Below are 20,285 nucleotides of genomic sequence, written 5' to 3' on the forward strand. Positions count from 1 at the left end.
GAAAGTATGAAAACACCTTACGAAATGGCCCAAGAATTTCATCAGCAATTTGAACCTCATCCGCCTAACAAGCCGCAAGCTTATCAAAGTAGTGCTGCAAGTTTTCGGGCAGGTTTTAAAGTAGAAGAAATCGTTGAATATTTATATGGCGCGGCAGCTGGAGAGGAACAGCTTTTTTCAGCCTTAACCGAGGAGCTTCATCAAAGTATTGAGACAGCTAAAACTAAAATCTTAAACAAAGCTGAAGCCGTACCAGATCCACTGGTTGCAGAAGTGGATGCCTTAACTGATTTGTTGTATTTTACTTATGGTTCTTTTGCTTTGATGGGCGTTGACCCACAACCAATTTTTGAAATTGTTCATCGAGCAAACATGGGGAAATTATTTCCAGATGGTAAAGCACATTATCATCCAGTGACTCATAAAGTCATGAAGCCTGAAAATTGGGCTGAAGATTTTGCACCGGAGCCACTTATTTCTAAAGAATTAGACAGACAAAAAGACTTGACTAGCTAATCAGCTGCCAAGTCTTTTTTTAATCAAAAAAAGTGTAATAAATAGATCGTACAGCTTGTCTTTCCTGATCTCCCCGGATAACAAAAATGATACTCCGCTCGTCAGCGCCCTGACTGATCATTCGCAAGCTAATATTTTTTCTAGCTAAAGCAGCTGCACTTTCTGCTGTAGTACCTGGACGATCTCGCATGCCTTCACCTACTAGCGCAAGCACGGACAAGTCATGTTCTATTTCCATTAGGTCTGGCGAAATAGCATTCTCGATATTTTCTAATAATGCTTTTTCAATTTCAGGAGTCAATTGTTCTTCTCGTAAAACAATCGAAATATCATCTATTCCTGATGGCATATGCTCAAAGCTGATATCTAAATCTTCAAAAACCTGGAGGATTTTACGAACAATCCCAATTTCTCGGTTTAATAAATATTTAGCAATGGTAATACTACAAAAACCGCCATCACTAGCAACACCGACTACTTCATTATGGTGTTTCGCTTTGTTGTAAGATTCAGTAATAATTGTTCCAGTACAATTAGGATTATTGGTATTTTTAATCACAACCGGAATTTTTGCATGATAAGAAGGCATTAAGGCTTCATCGTGGAAAACTTTAAAGCCTGCATAACTTAATTCGCGCATTTCCCGGTAAGTTAAAACGTCGATTAATTCTGGGTCATGGATATACTTGGGATTTGCGGCAAATATCCCATCGACATCGGTAAAGTTTTCATAGCAATCCGCTTTTAAGCCAGCGGCAACAATCGAACCGGTAATGTCGGAACCACCTCGAGAAAAGGTGCAGATCTGACCTTCTTCGGTAAAACCAAAAAATCCGGGAATGATTAAAATATCATTACTGTCGCGCCATTGGTAGATTTTTTCATAGGATTCTTCTAATATTCTGGCATTATGAGGTTGTGCAGAAACTTGTATGCCTAATTCTTTAGGATTAATGTAGCGGGCATCTAGGCCGCTATTTTTAAAAAAGTTAGCAATTAATTGCGCATTTAAGTTTTCACCAGTTGCCAAGAAAGCATCTAGCATATAAGGATTGCTTTCATCAAAATTATTTTTCAACTCAGCTAATTCAGCTTGAAATTGTTGGCACAATTCTTCTGATATTCCCAATTCTTCCGCCATCACACCGTAGCGACGTAAGATAGCTTGGGTGATTTCAGTTGTATCTGTTTTGACTTTTACAGCTTCATAATAGGCGATTAATAAATCGGTGACTTTCTGGTCTTCATTATTTCTTTTGCCTGGTGCTGAAACAACAACGAAACGTCGCGTGACATCACTCTTCACAATAGCTAAGACTTTTTTTAATTGTGTGGCTGAAGCGACCGAGCTTCCACCAAATTTGATTACTTTCACTTTAATCACCTCTTATTTTAATGTAAGCTTAATCATAGCCGAAAAGCCCGATGACTTCAAGGTTCTTTTTAAAGGAAAAATGAAAAAATATTTGTTTATTTAATCGAATAGACTAAAAAATTTCAGAAAAGAATCGTTACCTCAAAAGATTTCACATAAAAAAATGAAGAATATTTGAAAAGTATTAGTGTAGGCTTGCAAAGTTTATGCTATAATCTAAGCTAGATGTTTTCGTCAAAAAAACATAGGAATCAATTATACTAAACAATAATCTTTTTATTATGAGTTGAAAGGAAAATCATTCATGGGAAGCAATTTGATTATTGGTATCATCATTGGTTTAGCTATCATAGCGGCCGCTTTATACTTGGTTGGGTATTTTATGCGCAAGAAAAACCAAGAACGACTGAAAAAGTTGGAGGAACGCAAAGAAGCTTGGTTTGATTTACCGATCGTGGAAGAAATTGATGAGGTCAGAAAGATGCATCTTGTAGGCCAAAGTCAAAATACCTTTCGCGAATGGAATCAAAAATGGAACGACGTTTACATCAATGATTTTGCTGAATTAGAAAGCCAAATCTTTGAAGTCGAAAGCCAAAATGAAACTTTCCGCTTATTCCAAAGTAAAGCAGCAATTGAAGCTGCTGAAAAAACAATGGATGAGATGGAAGCCAGTGCTGAAGAAGTGCAGCTGGGTTTGAAAGAACTCCGTGAAACTGAAGAGCGCAATTCATTGGCGGTCCAACAAGCCTTAGATATTTTTGAAGAATTGAAAAAAGAATTACAGGAAAACAATGATCAATTTGGTCCAGCTTTACCTGAGATTCAAAAACAAGTCAAAAATGTCGAACTTGAATTCACCCAATTTGTTACCTTAAATACATCAGGTGACCCAGTTGAAGCCCGTGAAGTACTAGACGATGCTGAGGCCAACACGTACAAAGTGCAAGCCACGATCCAAAAAATTCCTAGTATATTTGAAGAATTAAGTGCAACATTCCCAGGACAAATTGACGAACTCGAAGAAACCTATCAAACGATGATGGATGAAGATGTTGTTTTACCAGAAGAAGACTTTGAAGAACGACTTGAGCAGATTCGCAGAAGAGTCACTCATGCGTTAGAAGATTTAGAAAAAGTTGAACTGGAAACAGTGGAAACAGCCAACAAAGAAACTGCTGAAAAAATCGACGAGTTATATAGTATTCTTGAAAAAGAATTCAATGCTCGCCAATATGTTGAAAAAAATCGCAAATTAATTGCTGAATTTATCCAACATGCAGCAGCTAACAATCATCAATTGATGGTGGAACTGGATCACACTTCCCAAAGCTATACCTTAAACAACAATGAGTTAGGTCGGGCACGCGGTTTCCAAACAGAAATCGAAGAACTTGAACGTCGCAATCGTAACTTAGAACCAATGATTGATAAACATCAAATCGCTTTTTCTGAAGTGGAAGTTTTCTATCAAGATGCTTACAAAGTGTTGGAAGATATTGAAGCGAAGCAAGTTGAGATTGGTAATGACTTACAGGAGTTGCGTAAAGGGGAAAAAGTGGCACAAGACCGGATTGAGGAATATGAATTCCGTCTTCGAGGTTTTAAACGTTATGTTGAACACCAACGTTTGCCAGGGTTACCTTCAGATTATCTAGAATTTTTCTTCATTGCGACTGATCGGGTGGAAGAGTTAAGCCGTTCGCTTAACCAAATCCGTATCAACATGACAGACATCAACAAACTTGTTGCTCTGTGTGATGAAGATATGATTTCATTGGATGAAAAAACCAATGATTTGGTGGACGCAGCTGCGCTGACTGAACAAATGATGCAATATGCGAATCGTTACCGCCACACCCATGCGGATGTGAAAGAAGCGATCGAAATTAGCTACGATTTATTTAATAAGGAATTCCGCTATCAAGATGCTTTAGATGAAATTGGCACAGCTTTAGAAAGAGTTGAACCAGGTGCATTTAAACGAATTGAGGATTTCTATTTTAATAATCGTGATTTAGCTTAAAAATCAGGGAGCTGGAATGATTTCATTCCAGCTTCTTTTTTTAACAATAAAAATAATGAGGAGAAATATTGATGAAAAGTTTTAAAATTGGCGATGGCGTTACACCAGTAACCGGATCAATGAAAAATGAGTATGGGACAATTGTCAATTTCTATCAAGAGAAAAATCAAATCCTGGTACGTTTTGGTTCAGATCAGCAATTCTATTTTTCACCGGAGGAATTAATCTATTGGCAGGAACGGGAATAAACAGAATTTTTTATTTTATTTGGTTAAACTGCTTTTTTTGTCCTTAATTTATGAAGACATCTGCGCTTTACGTTGAGTGAATTACCCGTTATAATGAGAAAGAATTTTTGAAGGAAGGTAAATAAATGATTTATTTTGATAATAGTGCTACCACGCCGATTTATCCGCAAGCTTTAGATACATATGTAAAAACGAGTCAACGTATCATAGGAAATCCCTCAAGTTTACATGACTTGGGGAGTCAAGCGCATCGTTTACTGCAACAAGCTCGTAAACAAATTGCTGAATTAATTCAAGTCAAGCCACAAGAAATTTTCTTTACTAGTGGTGGGACAGAAGGGGACAACTGGGTCCTCAAAGGTACTGCGTGGGCCAAAAAAGATTTTGGTAATCATTTGATCATCTCCAGTGTTGAACATTCGGCTGTTAGAAATACGGCGGAACAATTAGCAACGCAAGGATTTGATGTCAGTGTTGTGCCGGTAGATTCATCTGGCCGCGTGGAGATTGCTGAATTGAAAAAATTGATTCGTCCAGAAACTATTCTAGTATCAGTGATGGCCGTGAATAATGAAATGGGCGCGTTACAGCCGATTCAAGAAATTAGTGAGCTATTGGCAGATTTTCCAACCATTCACTTTCATGTTGATGCTGTGCAAGCTATTGGGAAAGTTGATCAAAGCTTGTGGCTAACACCACGGGTAGATTTTGCTACTTTTTCAGCCCATAAGTTTCATGGTCCTCGTGGTGTTGGTTTTAATTATTGGAAAACTGGCCGAAAATTAATGCCTTTAATTAATGGCGGCGGACAAGAAAATGGGCAACGCAGTGGTACCGAAAATACACCGGGAATTGTTGCCATGAGTAAAGCGCTACGGATTCATTTAGAAAAAGTGTATCCAGATCATTTGAATAGCTTGCGTCAAGCTTTGAAAGCTGCATTGAAGCGCTATGATAAAGTCACCGTTTTCTCGGGAGATGAACATGCCGCGCCCCATATCTTAACTTTTGGGATTAAAGATATTCGTGGGGAAGTATTGGTTCATGCTTTGGAGGAAAAACAAATTTTTGTTTCGACTACCAGTGCTTGTTCTAGCAAGAAAAAAGCTGATAGTTCAACCTTAGGCGCCATGAAGATTCCTCATGAATTGGCGACAACAGCAATTCGCGTCAGCTTAGATGAAAGCAATACGATGGCTGAAATAGAACAATTTATGGTGGTTTTCAATCATATCTACGAAAAATTCAACAAAATTAATTAGGAGGATTCTCTTGCAATATACAGAAATTATGGTTCGTTACGGTGAACTATCAACAAAAGGAAAAAATCGCCGGAGTTTTATTATGCAATTGGCACAAAATGTTCGCGGTGCGCTTATTGAGTTTCCTGCTTTAAAAATTCATGCCGACCGTGATCGGATGCATTTAATTTTAAATGGAGAAGATTCTAACTTGGTGATTCCAAAGCTACAAAAAGTTTTTGGAATTCAAAATTTTTCTCCTAGTATCCGGGTTGAAAAAACACCGGAAGCATTAAGAGCAGTAGCAGAAGATATTATGCGAGAAATTTATACTGGTGAAGAAACTTTTAAAATCACAGCTAAAAGAAGTGATCATGGGTTTGAAATGAATACCCATGATTTACAACAATTTTTAGGTCAAGCAGTCGTAGATGTTTTTCCAGATATCAAAGCTCAAATGAAACGACCAGATATTAATTTACGTGTGGAAATTCGTCGTGATGCAGCCTTTTTATCTTTTGCAACAATTAAAGGTGCAGGCGGGTTGCCAGTAGGAACTAGCGGTCGTGGAATGTTGATGTTGTCAGGTGGAATTGATTCGCCAGTGGCAGGATATTTAGCAATGAAACGTGGTGTCGAAATTGAAGCAGTCCATTTTGCATCGCCACCGTATACCAGCGAACAAGCTTTACAAAAGGCCAAAGATTTAACAGAAAAACTAACACCATATGTTGGTAGCATCCAATTTATTGAAGTTCCTTTTACAGAAATTCAAGAAGAAATTAAAAAACATACACCCCAAGGTTACTGGATGACCATTACCCGTCGTATGATGTTGCGAATAACGGATGCCATTCGTGAAAGGCGAAAAGGTTTAGTAATTATCAACGGTGAATCGCTAGGTCAAGTAGCTTCTCAGACATTACACAGCATGTTGGCAATTAATGAAGTGACGACGACACCGATTATTCGTCCAGTGGTAACAATGGATAAAACAGAAATTATCGAATTAGCCGAAAAAATCGATACTTTTGAGTTAGCAATCCAACCTTTTGAAGATTGCTGTACGATTTTTGCACCGCCACAACCAAAAACCCGACCAAAACTTGATAAAGTCCAAGCATTAGAGACCCGCTTAGATATTGAAGGAATGATAGCTCGTGCGTTAACTGGTTTAAAAATAGAAGCCATCACACCAGAGAAGAGTCAACAAGAAATGGTTGACGCCTTTGCTGATTTATTATAAAAAGTTTTTGCCATCAAATTTTCGTAATTTGGTGGTTTTTTTATTTGAAATCTTATTTGTAACGATTCTTGATACATGTTATGATAATATGTGAAAACAATAACAAGGAGTGGATTGAAATGGAAAAAATGAAGGAAAAACCTGCAATTTCAAAAGCCACTACGAAAAGACTCTCTTTATATTTACGTTGCTTAAAGGAATTAAATGCAAAAAATATTACCCGAATAAAATCCTCTGAATTGGCAAATCTGACGCAAGTGGGCTCTGCAACAATTCGACGAGATTTTTCCCATTTTGGTGAGTTAGGTCGCAGTGGTTATGGTTATAATGTAAAAGATTTGATCACCGTTTTTAGTGGTATTTTAGATACGAAAGAAGAAAAAAAGATTGCATTGATTGGTGTGGGTAATCTTGGTCAAGCATTGCTAAAAAATAATTTCCGTAGAAATGATAATTTGAATATTGTTTGTGCATTTGATAACGACCCAAATAAAATCGGTCAAATTATTGATGGTTTTTTGGTCCATGATTTATCAGAGTTACCGGAAGTTTTTGTCAAAGAAAATATTCAAGTGGCAATTTCAACCGTGCCAAGTCGGTATGCGCAAGAAGCGATTGATATTGTTGTTAAAAACGGTGTAACAGCAATTTTAAATTTTGCTCCTGATCCTTTAAATGTGCCAGAAAATGTTAATATTCGCTATATTGATTTGACTTCGGAGCTACAGTCGTTAATTTATTTCGATGAAATGGTCAATCCCAGCTAGCTTGGTCTTTACAAGTTGTATACTTCATTGTAGAATTGGTCATACGATGATCAAGAGGAGTACGACTGTACGCTTTTCAGAGAGAAAATGCCTGGCTGAAACATTTTCAAAGACAGTTGGAAGGTAGCTTGTGAGTAAATTGGCTGAAATTAGTAGGCTGATTCGCGTCATGACCGTTAACTCATGTCAAAGAGGCAGCAAGTCTGCAAATTAGGTGGTACCGCGTAAATTACGTCCTAAAACATTTCGATGTTTTAGGGCTTTTTTGTTTGATCAGAAAAAAAGGAGCGATTAATATGACAGAAGAAAATAATTTAGCGACAAAGTTTGATCCACAAGCAGTGGAAGCGGGTCGTTATCAAAAATGGCTAGACCAAGATTTATTTAAACCATCAGAAAACCCCGATGCAAAACCTTATTCAATTGTGATTCCACCGCCAAACGTAACCGGGAAATTACATTTAGGACACGCTTGGGATACAACCTTACAAGATATGATTATTCGTCAAAAAAGAATGCAAGGCTTTGATACTTTATGGCTTCCTGGGATGGACCATGCCGGGATTGCAACCCAAGCCAAAGTAGAAGAAAAACTTAAAGAACAAGGTGTCTCTCGTTATGACTTAGGTCGGGAAAAATTTGTGGAACAAGTCTGGGATTGGAAAGAAGAATATGCCGGCCATATTCGGGAACAATGGGCCAAGCTTGGTTTATCATTGGATTATAAACGGGAACGTTTTACTCTTGATGATGGCTTATCTGACGCCGTTAAAAAAGTTTTCGTTTCACTGTACGAAAAAGATTTAATCTATCGCGGAGAATATATTATTAACTGGGACCCACAAGCGCGGACAGCTTTATCTGATATTGAAGTTATTCATAAAGATTTAGAAGGTGCGTTTTATCATGTATCGTATCCGTTAACTGACGGCAGCGGTGTATTAGAAATTGCGACAACTCGACCAGAAACAATGTTAGGGGATACTGCGATTGCAGTTCATCCTGACGATGACAGATACAAAAATTTAATTGGTAAAACAGCAATCCTACCGTTAGTAGATAAAGAAATTCCAATTATTGCCGATAGCTATGTGGATATGGATTTTGGTACTGGGGCAGTAAAAATCACTCCTGCTCATGATCCGAATGACTTTGAGATTGGTAACCGTCATGATTTACCACGAGTAAATGTAATGAATGACGATGGTAGTATGAATGATTTAGCTGGCAAATATGCTGGCATGGATCGTTTTGCTGCCCGAAAAATGATTGTTGCTGACTTGAAGGAAATGGGTCGACTAATCAAAGTTGAAAAAATGACTCATAGTGTTGGTCATTCTGAACGTAGTGGTGCGGTAGTTGAACCAAGATTATCGACACAATGGTTTGTAAAAATGGAGCCTTTAGCAAAGGAAGCCATCGACAATCAAAAAACAGAAGATGCAGTTAAATTTTTCCCTGAACGTTTCAATCAAACCTTCCTATCTTGGATGGACAATGTCCATGACTGGGTAATTTCTCGTCAGCTTTGGTGGGGACATCGGATTCCAGCTTGGTATCATAAAGAAACTGGTGAAATGTATGTTGGGATGGAAGCACCCAAAGATGCTGAAAACTGGGAACAGGATCCAGATGTATTAGATACTTGGTTTTCTTCGGCTTTATGGCCATTTTCAACAATGGGTTGGCCTGATACTGAGGCTGCTGATTTCAAACGCTATTTCCCAACCAATACATTGGTGACTGGTTACGATATTATTTTCTTCTGGGTAAGTCGCATGATTTTCCAAAGTTTGGCATTTACTGAAGAACGCCCCTTTGAAAATGTTTTGATTCATGGTTTGATTCGTGATGAACAAGGCCGCAAAATGAGTAAGTCACTAGGTAACGGAATTGATCCGATGGACGTGATTGAAAAATATGGTGCTGACGCTTTACGTTGGTTCTTATCTAATGGTTCAGCGCCTGGACAAGATGTGCGTTTTAGTTATGAAAAAATGGATGCGGCTTGGAATTTCATTAATAAAATTTGGAATGCTTCTCGTTTTGTCCTGATGAATGTAGAAGGCATGACTGTTGAAGAAATTGATTTAACCGGTGAAAAAACAGTAGCTGATCGTTGGATTTTAACTCGTTTGAACCAAACAGTTGAAAAAGTAACGAATTTGTTCGACCAATTTGAATTTGGAGAAGCAGGTCGTCAATTGTACAATTTTGTGTGGGATGATTTTTGTGATTGGTATATTGAAATGAGTAAAGAGGTTTTATATGGTGAAGATGATGCTTCTAAGAAAACCAACAAGAGCATTTTAGTTTATGTTTTAGATCAAACATTGCGTCTTTTACACCCAATTATGCCATTTGTGACAGAAGAAATTTGGGGTAAAATTCCGCATTCAGGTGAATCATTAGTAGTCGCTGAATATCCTGTGGTTCATCCAGAATACGATGATGCTGACGCGGCTAAAGGAATGGAAGTCTTAAAAGAAGTGATTCGTTCAGTGCGGAATATTCGAGCTGAAGTAAATACACCTTTATCAAAACCAATTACTTTGTTAATCAAAACTAATGACCCAGCAATTGATACATTCTTAGTGGAAAATACTAATTACATCGAACGCTTCTGTAATCCAGAAGAATTGACGATTTCGGCCGATATTATTGCGCCAGATTTGGCGATGTCTGCGGTGTTAACCGGTGCGGAAATCTATCTACCTTTAGCTGGTTTGATTAATATTGATGAAGAAATCAAACGTTTAGAAAAAGAATTGGCAAAATGGACTAGTGAAGTGAAACGGGTGCAAGGTAAACTAGCCAATGAACGCTTTGTTGCTAATGCGCCAGAAAAAGTTGTGGCTGAAGAAAAAGCCAAAGAAAAAGATTATTTAGAAAAACAAGCAGCTGTAAGTGAACGAATCGAAAGTTTACGAACAATTGGATAAATAAGCGAAGGATTTGCGTAAAGCAAATCCTTTTTCTATTGAACATTTCTGCTATACTGAAGATGAGGTGAGTCAGATTGACAATAGAAGAAGCGATTGCTTGGATTCATAATCGGGTAAAATTTGGACAACGACCTGGGTTAGAAAGAGTGCAAGCTTTATTAGATAAGGTAGGGAATCCTGAAAAAAAAGTTCCCGTGATTCATATCGCCGGTACAAATGGCAAAGGTTCTACTGTTACTTATTTACGGAATATGTTAGGGGCAACAGGGGTTACCGTGGGGAGTTTTACGTCTCCTTATATTACTAGTTTCAACGAACGGATTGCGATTGATAATCAGCCGATTGCCGATGAGGATTTGATTGCTTTAGTCGAAAAATATCAACCACTAGTCGCTGAATTGGATGTGCAGCCAGAGATCCAAGGAATCACCGAGTTTGAAGTAATTACCGCAATGATGTTGGATTATTTTTTGGAAAAACAAGTCGATGTGGCGATTGTAGAAGTCGGTTTAGGTGGTTTGTTAGATTCTACTAATGTGGTGTCTCCGATTTTAACCGCAATTACAACGATTGGTTATGACCATATGGATGTTCTAGGAAATACCTTGGAAAAGATTGCTGCCCAAAAAGCGGGAATTATTAAATCTCAGATTCCAGTCGTGACTGGAAATATTCCCGCCGAAGCGTTAACTGTGATCGAAGAGTTTGCTAAAAAGAATCAAGCCCTCCTTTATCAGTATCAAAAAGAATATCAAGTGGAATATTTACGACCAGATAACCAATGGGGTGAACAATTTAATTATCTTGATGGTGCAGGAAAAATAAACCGTTTGAAGGTTCCCTTGTTAGGTCGGCACCAAGTGGAAAATGCTGGTTTAGCGATTCAGCTTTATCATTTATATTGCCAGCTAAAGAATCTCCCTTTTATAGAAAAAAATATCCAAACTGGTTTGGCGCAAACTAGCTGGCCTGGTCGGATGGAAAAAATCAGCGATGAACCACTAGTCATCTTAGATGGTGCCCATAATAGTCACGCGATTGAACGATTAGTGGAAAATATTCAAACTGAATTTCGAGGCTTTAATATAAAAATTTTATTTTCAGCTTTAGAAACCAAAGATGTTGATGAAATGTTAAATTTACTAGCGAAAATTCCTCGTTCCAGAGTGTATCTAACTACTTTTGAATATCCAAAAGCCTTAGATTTGAGTCGTTATGCCAAATTTAACAACAAGAATTTCTCAGTCGTTTCATTGTGGCAATTTGGTTTAGCTGAATTGTTGGAGGATATGGAAGAAGGCGACTTATTGCTAGTCACTGGATCATTGTATTTTATCTCGCAAGTGCGGGAATTATTAATAAATTTAGGAGGCGCAGATGAAGAAATTTAACGGAGTAATATTTGATATGGACGGTTTATTGTTTGATACGGAGACTATTTATTATGAGACGCAACAAGTTGCTGCTGATCAATTTGGTTTGCCTTTTGATAAGAATATCTATAATCGTTATATCGGTATTAGCGATGAAGAAGTCTGGGAAGATTTGCATAAAGTCTATGCCCAACATGGCAAAGAAGTGGTCAATGCTTTCATCGAAAAAAGCTGGGGCGATGCCAAAGAACTTTTCTTTGCTGGAAAAGTTGAATTAAAGCCAGGTGTAATTGAATTGTTGGATTATTTAACAGAACAAGAAATTCCTAAGATTGTGGCTTCCAGCAATGTACGATCGGTGATTGAATCCTTGTTAGAGCATGCGCAGATTCGCGATTATTTTGTTGATATTGTGTCAGCAGATGATGTTAGTTATGCTAAACCAGATCCTGAAATTTTCTTGAATGCTTTGGGGAAATTAGGGACAGAAGCAGCTAAAACCTTGGTTTTGGAAGATTCAAAAAATGGGATTTTAGCAGCCAATAGCGCCAATATTCCAGTAATTATGGTGCCGGATTTAATTCCGCCAACGGAAGAATTAGCTGAAAAGACCTTAGAAGTCTTACCAAGTTTGCATGAAGTGATCACCTATTTGAAAAATTAAACAGTTCCTCTTCTGCGTACTTTATTAAAGACGTAGAGGAGGTTTTTTGATGGCAAAATTTTTACTGAAAGAACTACCAGAAAGCTCATGGCCGAGAGAACGTTTGATTGAAGTGGGCGAACGCTATTTAACGGATCAAGAATTATTAGCAATTATTTTGCGAAGTGGCTCAAGAGATCAAAACGTGATGGATTTGGCAGGCGAAATTTTACGAGAAATCCCAGATTTATATCAGCTGAAGCAAGCAAGTATTACGGAATTAATGAAATTTAAAGGGGTCGGCAAAGCTAAAGCGGTGGAATTAAAGGCTGTTATGGAATTTGGTTTTCGGATCAATCGCTCCTTACAGCCTAAACTAGGTAAAGCTCAATCAAGCTTTGCAATGGGGCAGCTTTTCATTAATGAGTTAAAAGATTTCCAGCAAGAACACTTAATGGCGTTGTATCTCAATACTAAAAATGAAATCATCTGCCAAAAAACTATTTTTATTGGTTCGTTGAATCAATCGATTGCCCATCCAAGAGAAATATTTCGTGAAGCAGTCAAAATAAGTGCAGCAAAAATTTGTTTGGCTCACAATCATCCCTCAGGAAATCCTGCACCATCTCAGAACGATTTGGCATTTACTAAACGGGTTCGGCAATGTGGAGAACTGATTGGAATTGAGATTTTGGATCATATTATTGTAGGAGACTTAAAATATTTTAGTTTACGTGAAGAAAATTATTGGGAATGATTGATGACAGCCCTTGCAATGTCATAATAGAAAATGTTAAACTATAAATGTAATTTTTTGTTTGGTTTGGATGAGAGTTGGTATACAGGTATTACCTCTATCGTACACGGGCAAACTTTACAATCATTAGTGCTTTAGCACGAGGAGGATATTATTCATGGAACAAGGTACAGTAAAATGGTTTAACGCAGAAAAAGGTTTTGGTTTTATCACTCGCGAAGACGGTAGCGATGTATTCGTACATTTCTCAGCTATCCAAGGCGACGGTTTCAAAACTTTAGAAGAAGGTCAAGCAGTAACATTCGACGTTGAAGATAGCGATCGCGGACCTCAAGCAACTAACGTTAACAAAGCATAATTTAATGCAATCAAAAAACCTTAGGAATTTTCCTAAGGTTTTTTTAATTGCTCAATAAAAGTTTGATCAATTCTTGGCTACGTTCGTCGCAGTTGGCATAATATCTGTCTTGGCCAGCTAAAGCAGCTTTACCAATGATATATTGCCAATATAAATCAAATGCTTGCGTGTTATCATAAGAATGCTTTAAATCTAGCTGATCAAAGTATTTTTTAGTAGCCTCTTTGATTTGAATCATTGTTTCATTATCTTGTAAAAAGAAACGTTGAAATTCCTCAGGATAATCAAGGCTGTAATCAACAATTACATTTGTCAGTTGATCTAAAGAATTTGGTAGGTGATCATCTAAAAAATCAGTGTATTTAGCTAAAACACGACTGGTTAGCACTGTTTTTAATTCGGATAAATTTTCAAACTCGCGATAAATTGGTTGTGTGGAGCAAGGAATCTGCTGAGCAATATTACGAGCATGAAACTTTTTGAAACCATCTTTGATAATTAATTTGTATGCGCCATCAATAATATGATTTCGTTGTACACGTTTGGTCCTTACCATGAACAATCATCTCCTAAACTTTTCTAGAATAATTCAAAAAAATAACAAGATTATGAAATCTATCTCATTCTTATTTTTTATTCTCTAATTTTTTTTGCAATTTGTCAATAAAGTTTTCAATGAATTAAAGATAAAAATTGCGTAGTGTAGTTAATTTAATGATTAATCAGCAGATATCCTACAATAAAATAAAGGATCGCGTAGTAGATCAGAGTTTTTTTAAAATATCAAAAAACAAATAAAAAACACTAGTGCTTGATAGCAATCAGTGTTTTTTAGAATTATTATTAATCTGGAGTCATAATCATTGGTAAAATCATCGGATGACGCTCAGTTTGTTCAAATAAGAATGGTTGAATGGCACCTACCATTGCCTCTTTTAATTTTGCTTCCGTACAATTTGGATCATTTAAAGCATCTACTAATGCGCGGAATAAAATTCTTTGACCTTCATTGATCATATCACCTGATTCACGCATATAAACAAATCCGCGAGACAAAATATCCGGTCCAGCTAAAATTTCACGTTTTTCTAAATCGATGGTCGCCACAGTTAAAACTAATCCTTCTTCAGATAAGATTCGGCGGTCACGTAAAACGACATTACCGATATCGCCAATTCCGCTACCGTCAACATAAACATCACTAGCATTAAAATGACCAGCTTTTCTAGCGGAATCAGCTGTTAATGCCAACATATCGCCGTTTTCCATCATGAAACAATTTTCTTCTGGAACACCAGTATCTTGGGCTAAGCCAGTATGAATTTTTAACATCCGGAATTCACCGTGAATTGGCATGAAGTATTTTGGTTTCATTAAACGTAACATTAATTTTTGCTCTTGCTGACTCCCATGACCAGAGGTATGAATATTGTTGACTTTTCCGTGAATCACTTCAGCGCCAGCCTCTGATAGTAAATTGATCAGATGATTGACACTTGTCGTATTTCCTGGAATCGGTGAGCTAGAAAAAATTACTGTATCATCAGGTTGAATATGAATTTGTCGGTGGGTACCGTTAGCGATTCGTGACAAAGCAGCCATCGGTTCTCCTTGTGAGCCAGTACATAAAATTAATAATTCATTGGCTGGCATCCGATTAATCTCGGAAGCATCAACGAAAGTATTTTCTGGCACTGTAATATAGCCTAAGTTTCGACCATTAACAATCGCATTTTCCATACTCCGTCCAAAGACGGCAATTTTTCTACCTGTCGCAACAGCAGCTTCAGCGGCTTGTTGCAAACGATTGATATTTGAAGCAAAAGTGGCAAATATGATTCTGCCAGGAACTTTTTCAACGATTCGCAAAATCGAATGACCAATGGTTTGTTCTGATTTTGTAAAGGTTGGCACTTCCGCGTTGGTACTATCAGACATTAAACATAAGACGCCTTCTTCACCTAAACGAGCCATTTTGTGTAAGTTGGCAGGTTGTCCAACCGGCGTGAAATCAAATTTGAAGTCACCGGTTTCGACGATGTTTCCTGAAGGTGTTTTAACAACTACGCCTAATGGATCTGGAATACTATGAGTGGTTCTAAAGAAGCTGACTGAAGTTTTACGGAAACGAATCACCGTATCTTCATCAATTTCATGTAATTCAGCATCCCGTAATAGACCATGTTCATCTAATTTATTTTTGATTAATGCTAATGCCAAAGCACCTGCGTAAATTGGAATATTTACTTGTTTTAATAAGTAAGGTACACCACCGATATGATCTTCATGTCCGTGAGTAATGACTAAAGCTTTAACTTTGTTAATATTTTGTACGACATAGCTGTAATCGGGAATGACATAATCAATTCCTAAAAGATCATCTTCCGGAAATTTTATTCCAGCATCAATGATGATAATTTCATCTTGAAATTGAACCCCATACATATTTTTCCCAATCTCGCCAAGTCCACCTAGGGCAAAAACCCCAGTTTCATTATTTTTAAGCGAGAGTTTCATTATTAAAACTCCGTTAGCTTAAAGTCGGCATTTTCTTGCTCGTAAGTTAAATGATTGCCTTCTAAAAGTTGGATGTATTCCACGTTAAATGGGGTATTTTCGCGCATTAAATCGTGCACGCGTTCTTCGTTATCAGCTTCAATATAAAGTGATAAAGTTTGTTCTCTTTTTGGATTACGATCCTTGGTTTTTTGGTAATAAACTTTGTAAATCATTTGAAAATCTCCTTTTAAATAAATTTATCCACGACAAAATGAGGGGCGTCGGCCACCTAATTTTTTATACTCAGACTTTTAGTAGACTAAAGAGTTGAGAAGAAGCCTCGTCTTTGCTTCTTATTTGTAAAAATATTTTCACCGTTGTGTTGTCTGTTTGATACAACAAGTAAGTGTATTTTAGCATAGAAGTTGTTAGATGTATAGAAACAAGGCGGGTCAAATGGAATTTAAGAAAATTTTCAGAAATAATTTCATTTGGGAAAATTGTGAGCATTCCGATATTTTTTGTGATATATTGGAAATATTGCGGTAGAAAAGATTTTTTGGCTTCAATTTTTGATTTTTCATCTCAAATAATTGGGGTATTCCCGCCTTAAAAAAGAGAATAAATCAATGGAAAAGATTTATTTGATCGAAAAAGGAGGAATTTGATGAAATTAATGTGGCGCTATACTTGGCGTTATAAGAAGTTGCTGTTGTTTGATTTTATTTGTGTGTTTGGTTTCATTTTAATTGAATTAGGTTTGCCAACAATTTTGGCGATGATGATTGATAAAGGGATCAATCAAAATGATTTTAACTATGTTCAAAAAATGGGCCTTTGGATGATCGCCATTACTATTCTTGGCGTATTAATGAATATTGGATTACGCTATTTTAGTTCTCGAATCACTTCTAATATAGTAGCGGATATTCGAGATGACCTATTTGAAAAAATTCAAACTTTTTCTCATAGTGAATTTGAAAAATTAGGTGTTTCTTCATTAATTACAAGAACGACAAATGATGCGTATCAAATTATGTTGTTTATGCAAAATATTCTAAATACAGGATTCATGACGCCGATGATGTTTGGTGCCAGCTTGTATTTAATTGTTCGAACTAGTCCGAGTCTAGGGATTTTCGTTTTAGGAGCTCTGCCAATTTTACTTTTAGCTGTAGTGCTAATTGCGAAATACTCTGAACCTTTATCAACCAAGCAACAAAAAAACCTAGATAACATTAACGGTATTTTACGGGAGAACTTGTCAGGCTTACGAGTAATTCGTGCATTTGTAAACGAAAAATTCGAAGAAAAACGTTTCAGAAAAGTAAATGATGATTATGCTAATAGCTCAAAAAGTCTCTTCCATTTAATGGCTGTGGCACAACCGGGATTTTACTTCCTATTTAATATCGTGATGGTCTTGATTATTTGGAATGGATCAATTCAAATCAATGTCGGTTCACTAGAAGTCGGAACCTTGATCGCTTTTATTGAATATATCTTCCACGCACTGTTTTCATTTATGTTGTTTGCCTCAGTATTCATGATGTACCCTCGTGCAAATGTTTCTGCCGGACGGATTCAAGAAGCTTTTGATATGATTCCAGATGTGCAAGACAATCCTGAAGGAATTACTCAGTCAACTGAAAAAGGATATTTAGAGTTTAAAAATGTTACCTTTGCTTATCCTGGACATGCAGAAAGTCCGATGATTAGAAATGTCAGCTTTACAGCCAAACCAGGGGAAACAGTAGCATTTATTGGGAGTACAGGCTCTGGGAAATCTACATTAATCCAATTGATTCCACGTTTTTATGATGTTACAGATGGTCAAGTTTTAGTAGATGGCATCGATGTGCGAGATTATAAATTAAAAGATTTACGGCAAAAAATTGGTTATATTCCACAGAAGGCCCAGTTATTTACTGGAACCATTGCAGATAATTTACGCTTTGGGAAAGACGATGCTACTAAAGCAGAGATGCAAAGAGCAGCCGATATTGCCCAAGCAACAGACTTCATCAGTAAAAAACCAAAAGGCTTTGATGAAAAATTATCTGAAGGCGGTAGCAATTTCTCTGGTGGTCAAAAGCAACGGCTAGCGATTGCCCGAGCAGTGATTCGCCAACCAGAAATTTATATCTTTGATGATAGTTTTTCTGCTTTAGATTATCAAACTGATGCGAATTTAAGAGCCCGCTTGAAAAAAGAAACCACTGAATCAACTGTTCTGATTGTGGCGCAAAGGGTCGGAACAATTATGCATTCAGATAAAATTATTGTGTTAAACGAAGGTGTTGTAGTGGGGGAAGGGACCCATCAAGAATTATTGAAATCTTGTGAAATTTATTATGACATTGCTTCTTCACAATTATCAGAGGAGGAATTGGCATGAGAAAATCAATTCATTCACTAAAACGACTCTTCAGCTATTTGAATCCTTACAAATTTACGTTTATTATCGTTTTAATTTTAACCGTGATAGCTTTAGTTTTAGGAACATTAAGTCCTTATTTATCTGGCTTGCCAACAACTGAAATTGCTAAAAATATTAGTGAAGGTGAAAGTGTTAACTTCGATTATATTTTTAGAATTATCGTTTGGATCATCGTTGTCGGTCTCATTTACAGTGGCACTCAGTTGGGTTCTAACTGGCTGATGGCAAATATTGTCCAAAGTGCGATGCGAGATTTACGGGAAGAAATTGAAGAAAAAATCAATCGCTTGCCAGTTTCTTATTTTGATCGCAATCAACAAGGAAATATTTTGTCACGGGTAACTAATGACGTAGATGCAGTAAGTAACGCGATGCAACAAGCAACTATCCGAAGTATCAATGCTGTTCTAGGAATCATTTTTGGGCTGGCGATGATGTTTTACATCAATCCGACGATGGCTCTAATCTCAATGATTATGATTCCAGCATCATTAGTAATTTCAACCTTTATTGTGAAAATTTCTCAAAAAGATTTCCAAGAAATGCAAAACTCACTTGGGGATATGAATGGCTATGTTCAAGAAAATATGACTGGATTTAATGTATTGAAGGTTTATGGTCGTGAAAAAGAAGCCTTGCAAGGTTTTAATACAGTCAATCACCGTCTGCGTAAATATGGATTCAGAGCAAACTTTGTCTCTTCTATTATGCAGCCGCTAGTTCAATTAACAGCTTACGGCACTTATATTGCCATGGCTGTCTTAGGTAGCTGGAATGTTATTAGTGGTGTGATCTTAGTAGGTCAGTTACAAGCTTTTATCCAATATATTTGGCAAGTCAGCCAACCAATGGGTGAAATTACGCAATTGTCATCAATGATCCAAGGTGCTTCCGCTTCTGCCAAACGGGTCTTTGACATTTTGGATGAACCAGAAGAAATTGAAAATGCCCATGATTTGCCGCTACCAGAAAAAATTTCTGGGAATGTTGTTTTTGATCACGTGCAATTTAGTTATGATCCGAAAAAACCATTGATTGAGGACTTGAGTTTTGAAGTAAAAGCCGGTGAAACGGTCGCGATTGTTGGTCCGACTGGTGCTGGTAAAACAACCTTAATTAATTTATTAATGCGTTTTTACGATATCGACAGTGGTCAAATATTAATTGATGGCGTGAATTCTCAAGAAATGAATCGTTCTGATGTTCGATCTATCTTTGGTATGGTGTTGCAAGATGCTTGGCTGTATGAAGGAACGATTGCTGATAATATTCGTTTTGGTCGTTTAGACGCAACTGATTATGAAGTTGTTGATGCAGCAAAAACGGCTAACGTTGACCATTTTATTCGTACAATGCCAGGTGGCTATGAAATGGAAATCAATTCTGAAGGTGACAATGTTTCCTTGGGGCAAAAGCAACTATTAACGATTGCACGAGCGATTATTTCTGATCCGAAAATTTTGATTTTAGATGAGGCTACTAGTTCAGTTGATACACGACTAGAAGGTCTGATTCAAAGAGCGATGGAAAAAGTGATGCAGGGGCGGACAAGCTTCGTGATTGCCCACCGTTTATCAACGATTCGTGATGCAGACTTAATTTTAGTGATGCAAGAGGGCTCTATCATAGAACATGGGACACATGAAAGTTTATTAGCAAAGGGTGGCTTCTATGAAAAACTTTATAACAGCCAGTTTGCGGAAGATTAAAAAAATAAGCGATTCTAACCAGGAGTTTTAAAAAATAAAAATATTTTAATTATTTTTAGAGTTAATCATAAGAAAATATGGTTAACTCTTTTTTTTATGAGTATTTCGTGATAAGGTTTCATTTTTTTTTAAGTTTTCCGTT

The 20,285-nt window shown here is 37.0% G+C and carries 17 protein-coding genes and 1 other annotated feature; of the genes, 13 read left to right on the forward strand and 4 right to left on the reverse strand.

Translation table 11 applies throughout. The features are described 5' to 3' along the window. Window positions 1-6 precede the first annotated feature (6 nt). Window positions 7-516, forward strand: a complete 510-nt coding sequence (locus ACVWNY_RS01860; protein ID WP_218324139.1) for a pyrophosphohydrolase domain-containing protein — start codon at window positions 7-9, stop codon at window positions 514-516. A 19-nt stretch (window positions 517-535) separates the two neighbouring features. Here ACVWNY_RS01860 and ACVWNY_RS01865 read toward each other — a convergent pair whose 3' ends face one another. Next, window positions 536-1,891, reverse strand: coding sequence for an aspartate kinase (locus ACVWNY_RS01865; RefSeq protein ID WP_454071587.1), 1,356 nt, complete (start codon window positions 1,889-1,891; stop codon window positions 536-538). Between the two features lie 304 nt (window positions 1,892-2,195). Between ACVWNY_RS01865 and ACVWNY_RS01870 the strand changes: the two genes are divergently transcribed. The 10 genes from ACVWNY_RS01870 to ACVWNY_RS01915 all read left to right on the forward strand — a co-directional run bounded on the left by ACVWNY_RS01870 (window position 2,196) and on the right by ACVWNY_RS01915 (window position 13,495). Next, complete coding sequence (locus ACVWNY_RS01870) at window positions 2,196-3,917, forward strand: septation ring formation regulator EzrA (RefSeq protein ID WP_218324141.1); 1,722 nt, start codon at window positions 2,196-2,198, stop codon at window positions 3,915-3,917. Between the two features lie 71 nt (window positions 3,918-3,988). Beyond that, window positions 3,989-4,165 carry a hypothetical protein gene (locus ACVWNY_RS01875; protein ID WP_218324831.1) on the forward strand — a complete coding sequence of 59 codons (177 nt, stop codon included), beginning with the start codon at window positions 3,989-3,991 and terminating at the stop codon, window positions 4,163-4,165. A gap of 125 nt (window positions 4,166-4,290) precedes the next feature. After that, window positions 4,291-5,427 (forward strand): cysteine desulfurase family protein, encoded by a 1,137-nt coding sequence (locus ACVWNY_RS01880; RefSeq protein WP_218324142.1) that lies wholly within the window; start codon window positions 4,291-4,293, stop codon window positions 5,425-5,427. A gap of 10 nt (window positions 5,428-5,437) precedes the next feature. Continuing rightward, a complete protein-coding gene (thiI, locus tag ACVWNY_RS01885; protein ID WP_454071588.1) occupies window positions 5,438-6,652 on the forward strand; it encodes a tRNA uracil 4-sulfurtransferase ThiI in 1,215 nt (404 codons plus the stop codon). Window positions 6,653-6,771: 119 nt separating this feature from the next. Beyond that, window positions 6,772-7,419 carry a redox-sensing transcriptional repressor Rex gene (locus ACVWNY_RS01890; RefSeq protein ID WP_218324144.1) on the forward strand — a complete coding sequence of 216 codons (648 nt, stop codon included), beginning with the start codon at window positions 6,772-6,774 and terminating at the stop codon, window positions 7,417-7,419. 37 nt (window positions 7,420-7,456) lie between these two features. After that, window positions 7,457-7,661: a binding site (T-box leader), on the forward strand. Between the two features lie 54 nt (window positions 7,662-7,715). Then, complete coding sequence (locus ACVWNY_RS01895) at window positions 7,716-10,361, forward strand: valine--tRNA ligase (protein ID WP_218324145.1); 2,646 nt, start codon at window positions 7,716-7,718, stop codon at window positions 10,359-10,361. A gap of 77 nt (window positions 10,362-10,438) precedes the next feature. Beyond that, entirely contained in the window at window positions 10,439-11,755 is a 1,317-nt protein-coding gene (locus ACVWNY_RS01900) for a bifunctional folylpolyglutamate synthase/dihydrofolate synthase (protein WP_454071589.1), read from the forward strand. Then, window positions 11,742-12,401, forward strand: coding sequence for an HAD family hydrolase (locus ACVWNY_RS01905; protein ID WP_454071590.1), 660 nt, complete (start codon window positions 11,742-11,744; stop codon window positions 12,399-12,401). Before ACVWNY_RS01900 ends, ACVWNY_RS01905 begins: the two co-directional genes overlap by 14 nt. A gap of 49 nt (window positions 12,402-12,450) precedes the next feature. Further along, window positions 12,451-13,137 (forward strand): RadC family protein, encoded by a 687-nt coding sequence (gene radC, locus ACVWNY_RS01910; protein WP_454071591.1) that lies wholly within the window; start codon window positions 12,451-12,453, stop codon window positions 13,135-13,137. 157 nt (window positions 13,138-13,294) lie between these two features. Continuing rightward, window positions 13,295-13,495 (forward strand): cold-shock protein, encoded by a 201-nt coding sequence (locus ACVWNY_RS01915; RefSeq protein ID WP_218324149.1) that lies wholly within the window; start codon window positions 13,295-13,297, stop codon window positions 13,493-13,495. Between the two features lie 43 nt (window positions 13,496-13,538). Here the strand turns inward: ACVWNY_RS01915 and ACVWNY_RS01920 are convergent, their stop codons facing one another. The 3 genes from ACVWNY_RS01920 to ACVWNY_RS01930 form a co-directional block, all read right to left on the reverse strand. Beyond that, window positions 13,539-14,051 carry a TetR/AcrR family transcriptional regulator gene (locus tag ACVWNY_RS01920; protein ID WP_218324150.1) on the reverse strand — a complete coding sequence of 171 codons (513 nt, stop codon included), beginning with the start codon at window positions 14,049-14,051 and terminating at the stop codon, window positions 13,539-13,541. A gap of 287 nt (window positions 14,052-14,338) precedes the next feature. Then, window positions 14,339-16,012: a ribonuclease J1 gene (gene rnjA, locus ACVWNY_RS01925; protein ID WP_218324151.1), complete on the reverse strand. Its 1,674-nt coding sequence runs from the start codon at window positions 16,010-16,012 to the stop codon at window positions 14,339-14,341. Window positions 16,013-16,014: 2 nt separating this feature from the next. Further along, a complete protein-coding gene (locus tag ACVWNY_RS01930) occupies window positions 16,015-16,227 on the reverse strand; it encodes a DNA-directed RNA polymerase subunit epsilon (RefSeq protein ID WP_218324152.1) in 213 nt (70 codons plus the stop codon). Window positions 16,228-16,661: 434 nt separating this feature from the next. Here ACVWNY_RS01930 and ACVWNY_RS01935 point away from each other — a divergent pair, with 434 nt between their 5' ends. Beyond that, window positions 16,662-18,392: an ABC transporter ATP-binding protein gene (locus tag ACVWNY_RS01935; RefSeq protein WP_218324153.1), complete on the forward strand. Its 1,731-nt coding sequence runs from the start codon at window positions 16,662-16,664 to the stop codon at window positions 18,390-18,392. After that, on the forward strand, window positions 18,389-20,143 hold the full coding sequence (locus ACVWNY_RS01940) for an ABC transporter ATP-binding protein (RefSeq protein ID WP_218324154.1): 1,755 nt from the start codon (window positions 18,389-18,391) through the stop codon (window positions 20,141-20,143). Before ACVWNY_RS01935 ends, ACVWNY_RS01940 begins: the two co-directional genes overlap by 4 nt. The last annotated feature ends 142 nt before the right edge of the window (window positions 20,144-20,285 follow it).

This window comes from Enterococcus sp. JNUCC 77, from assembly GCF_054819945.1.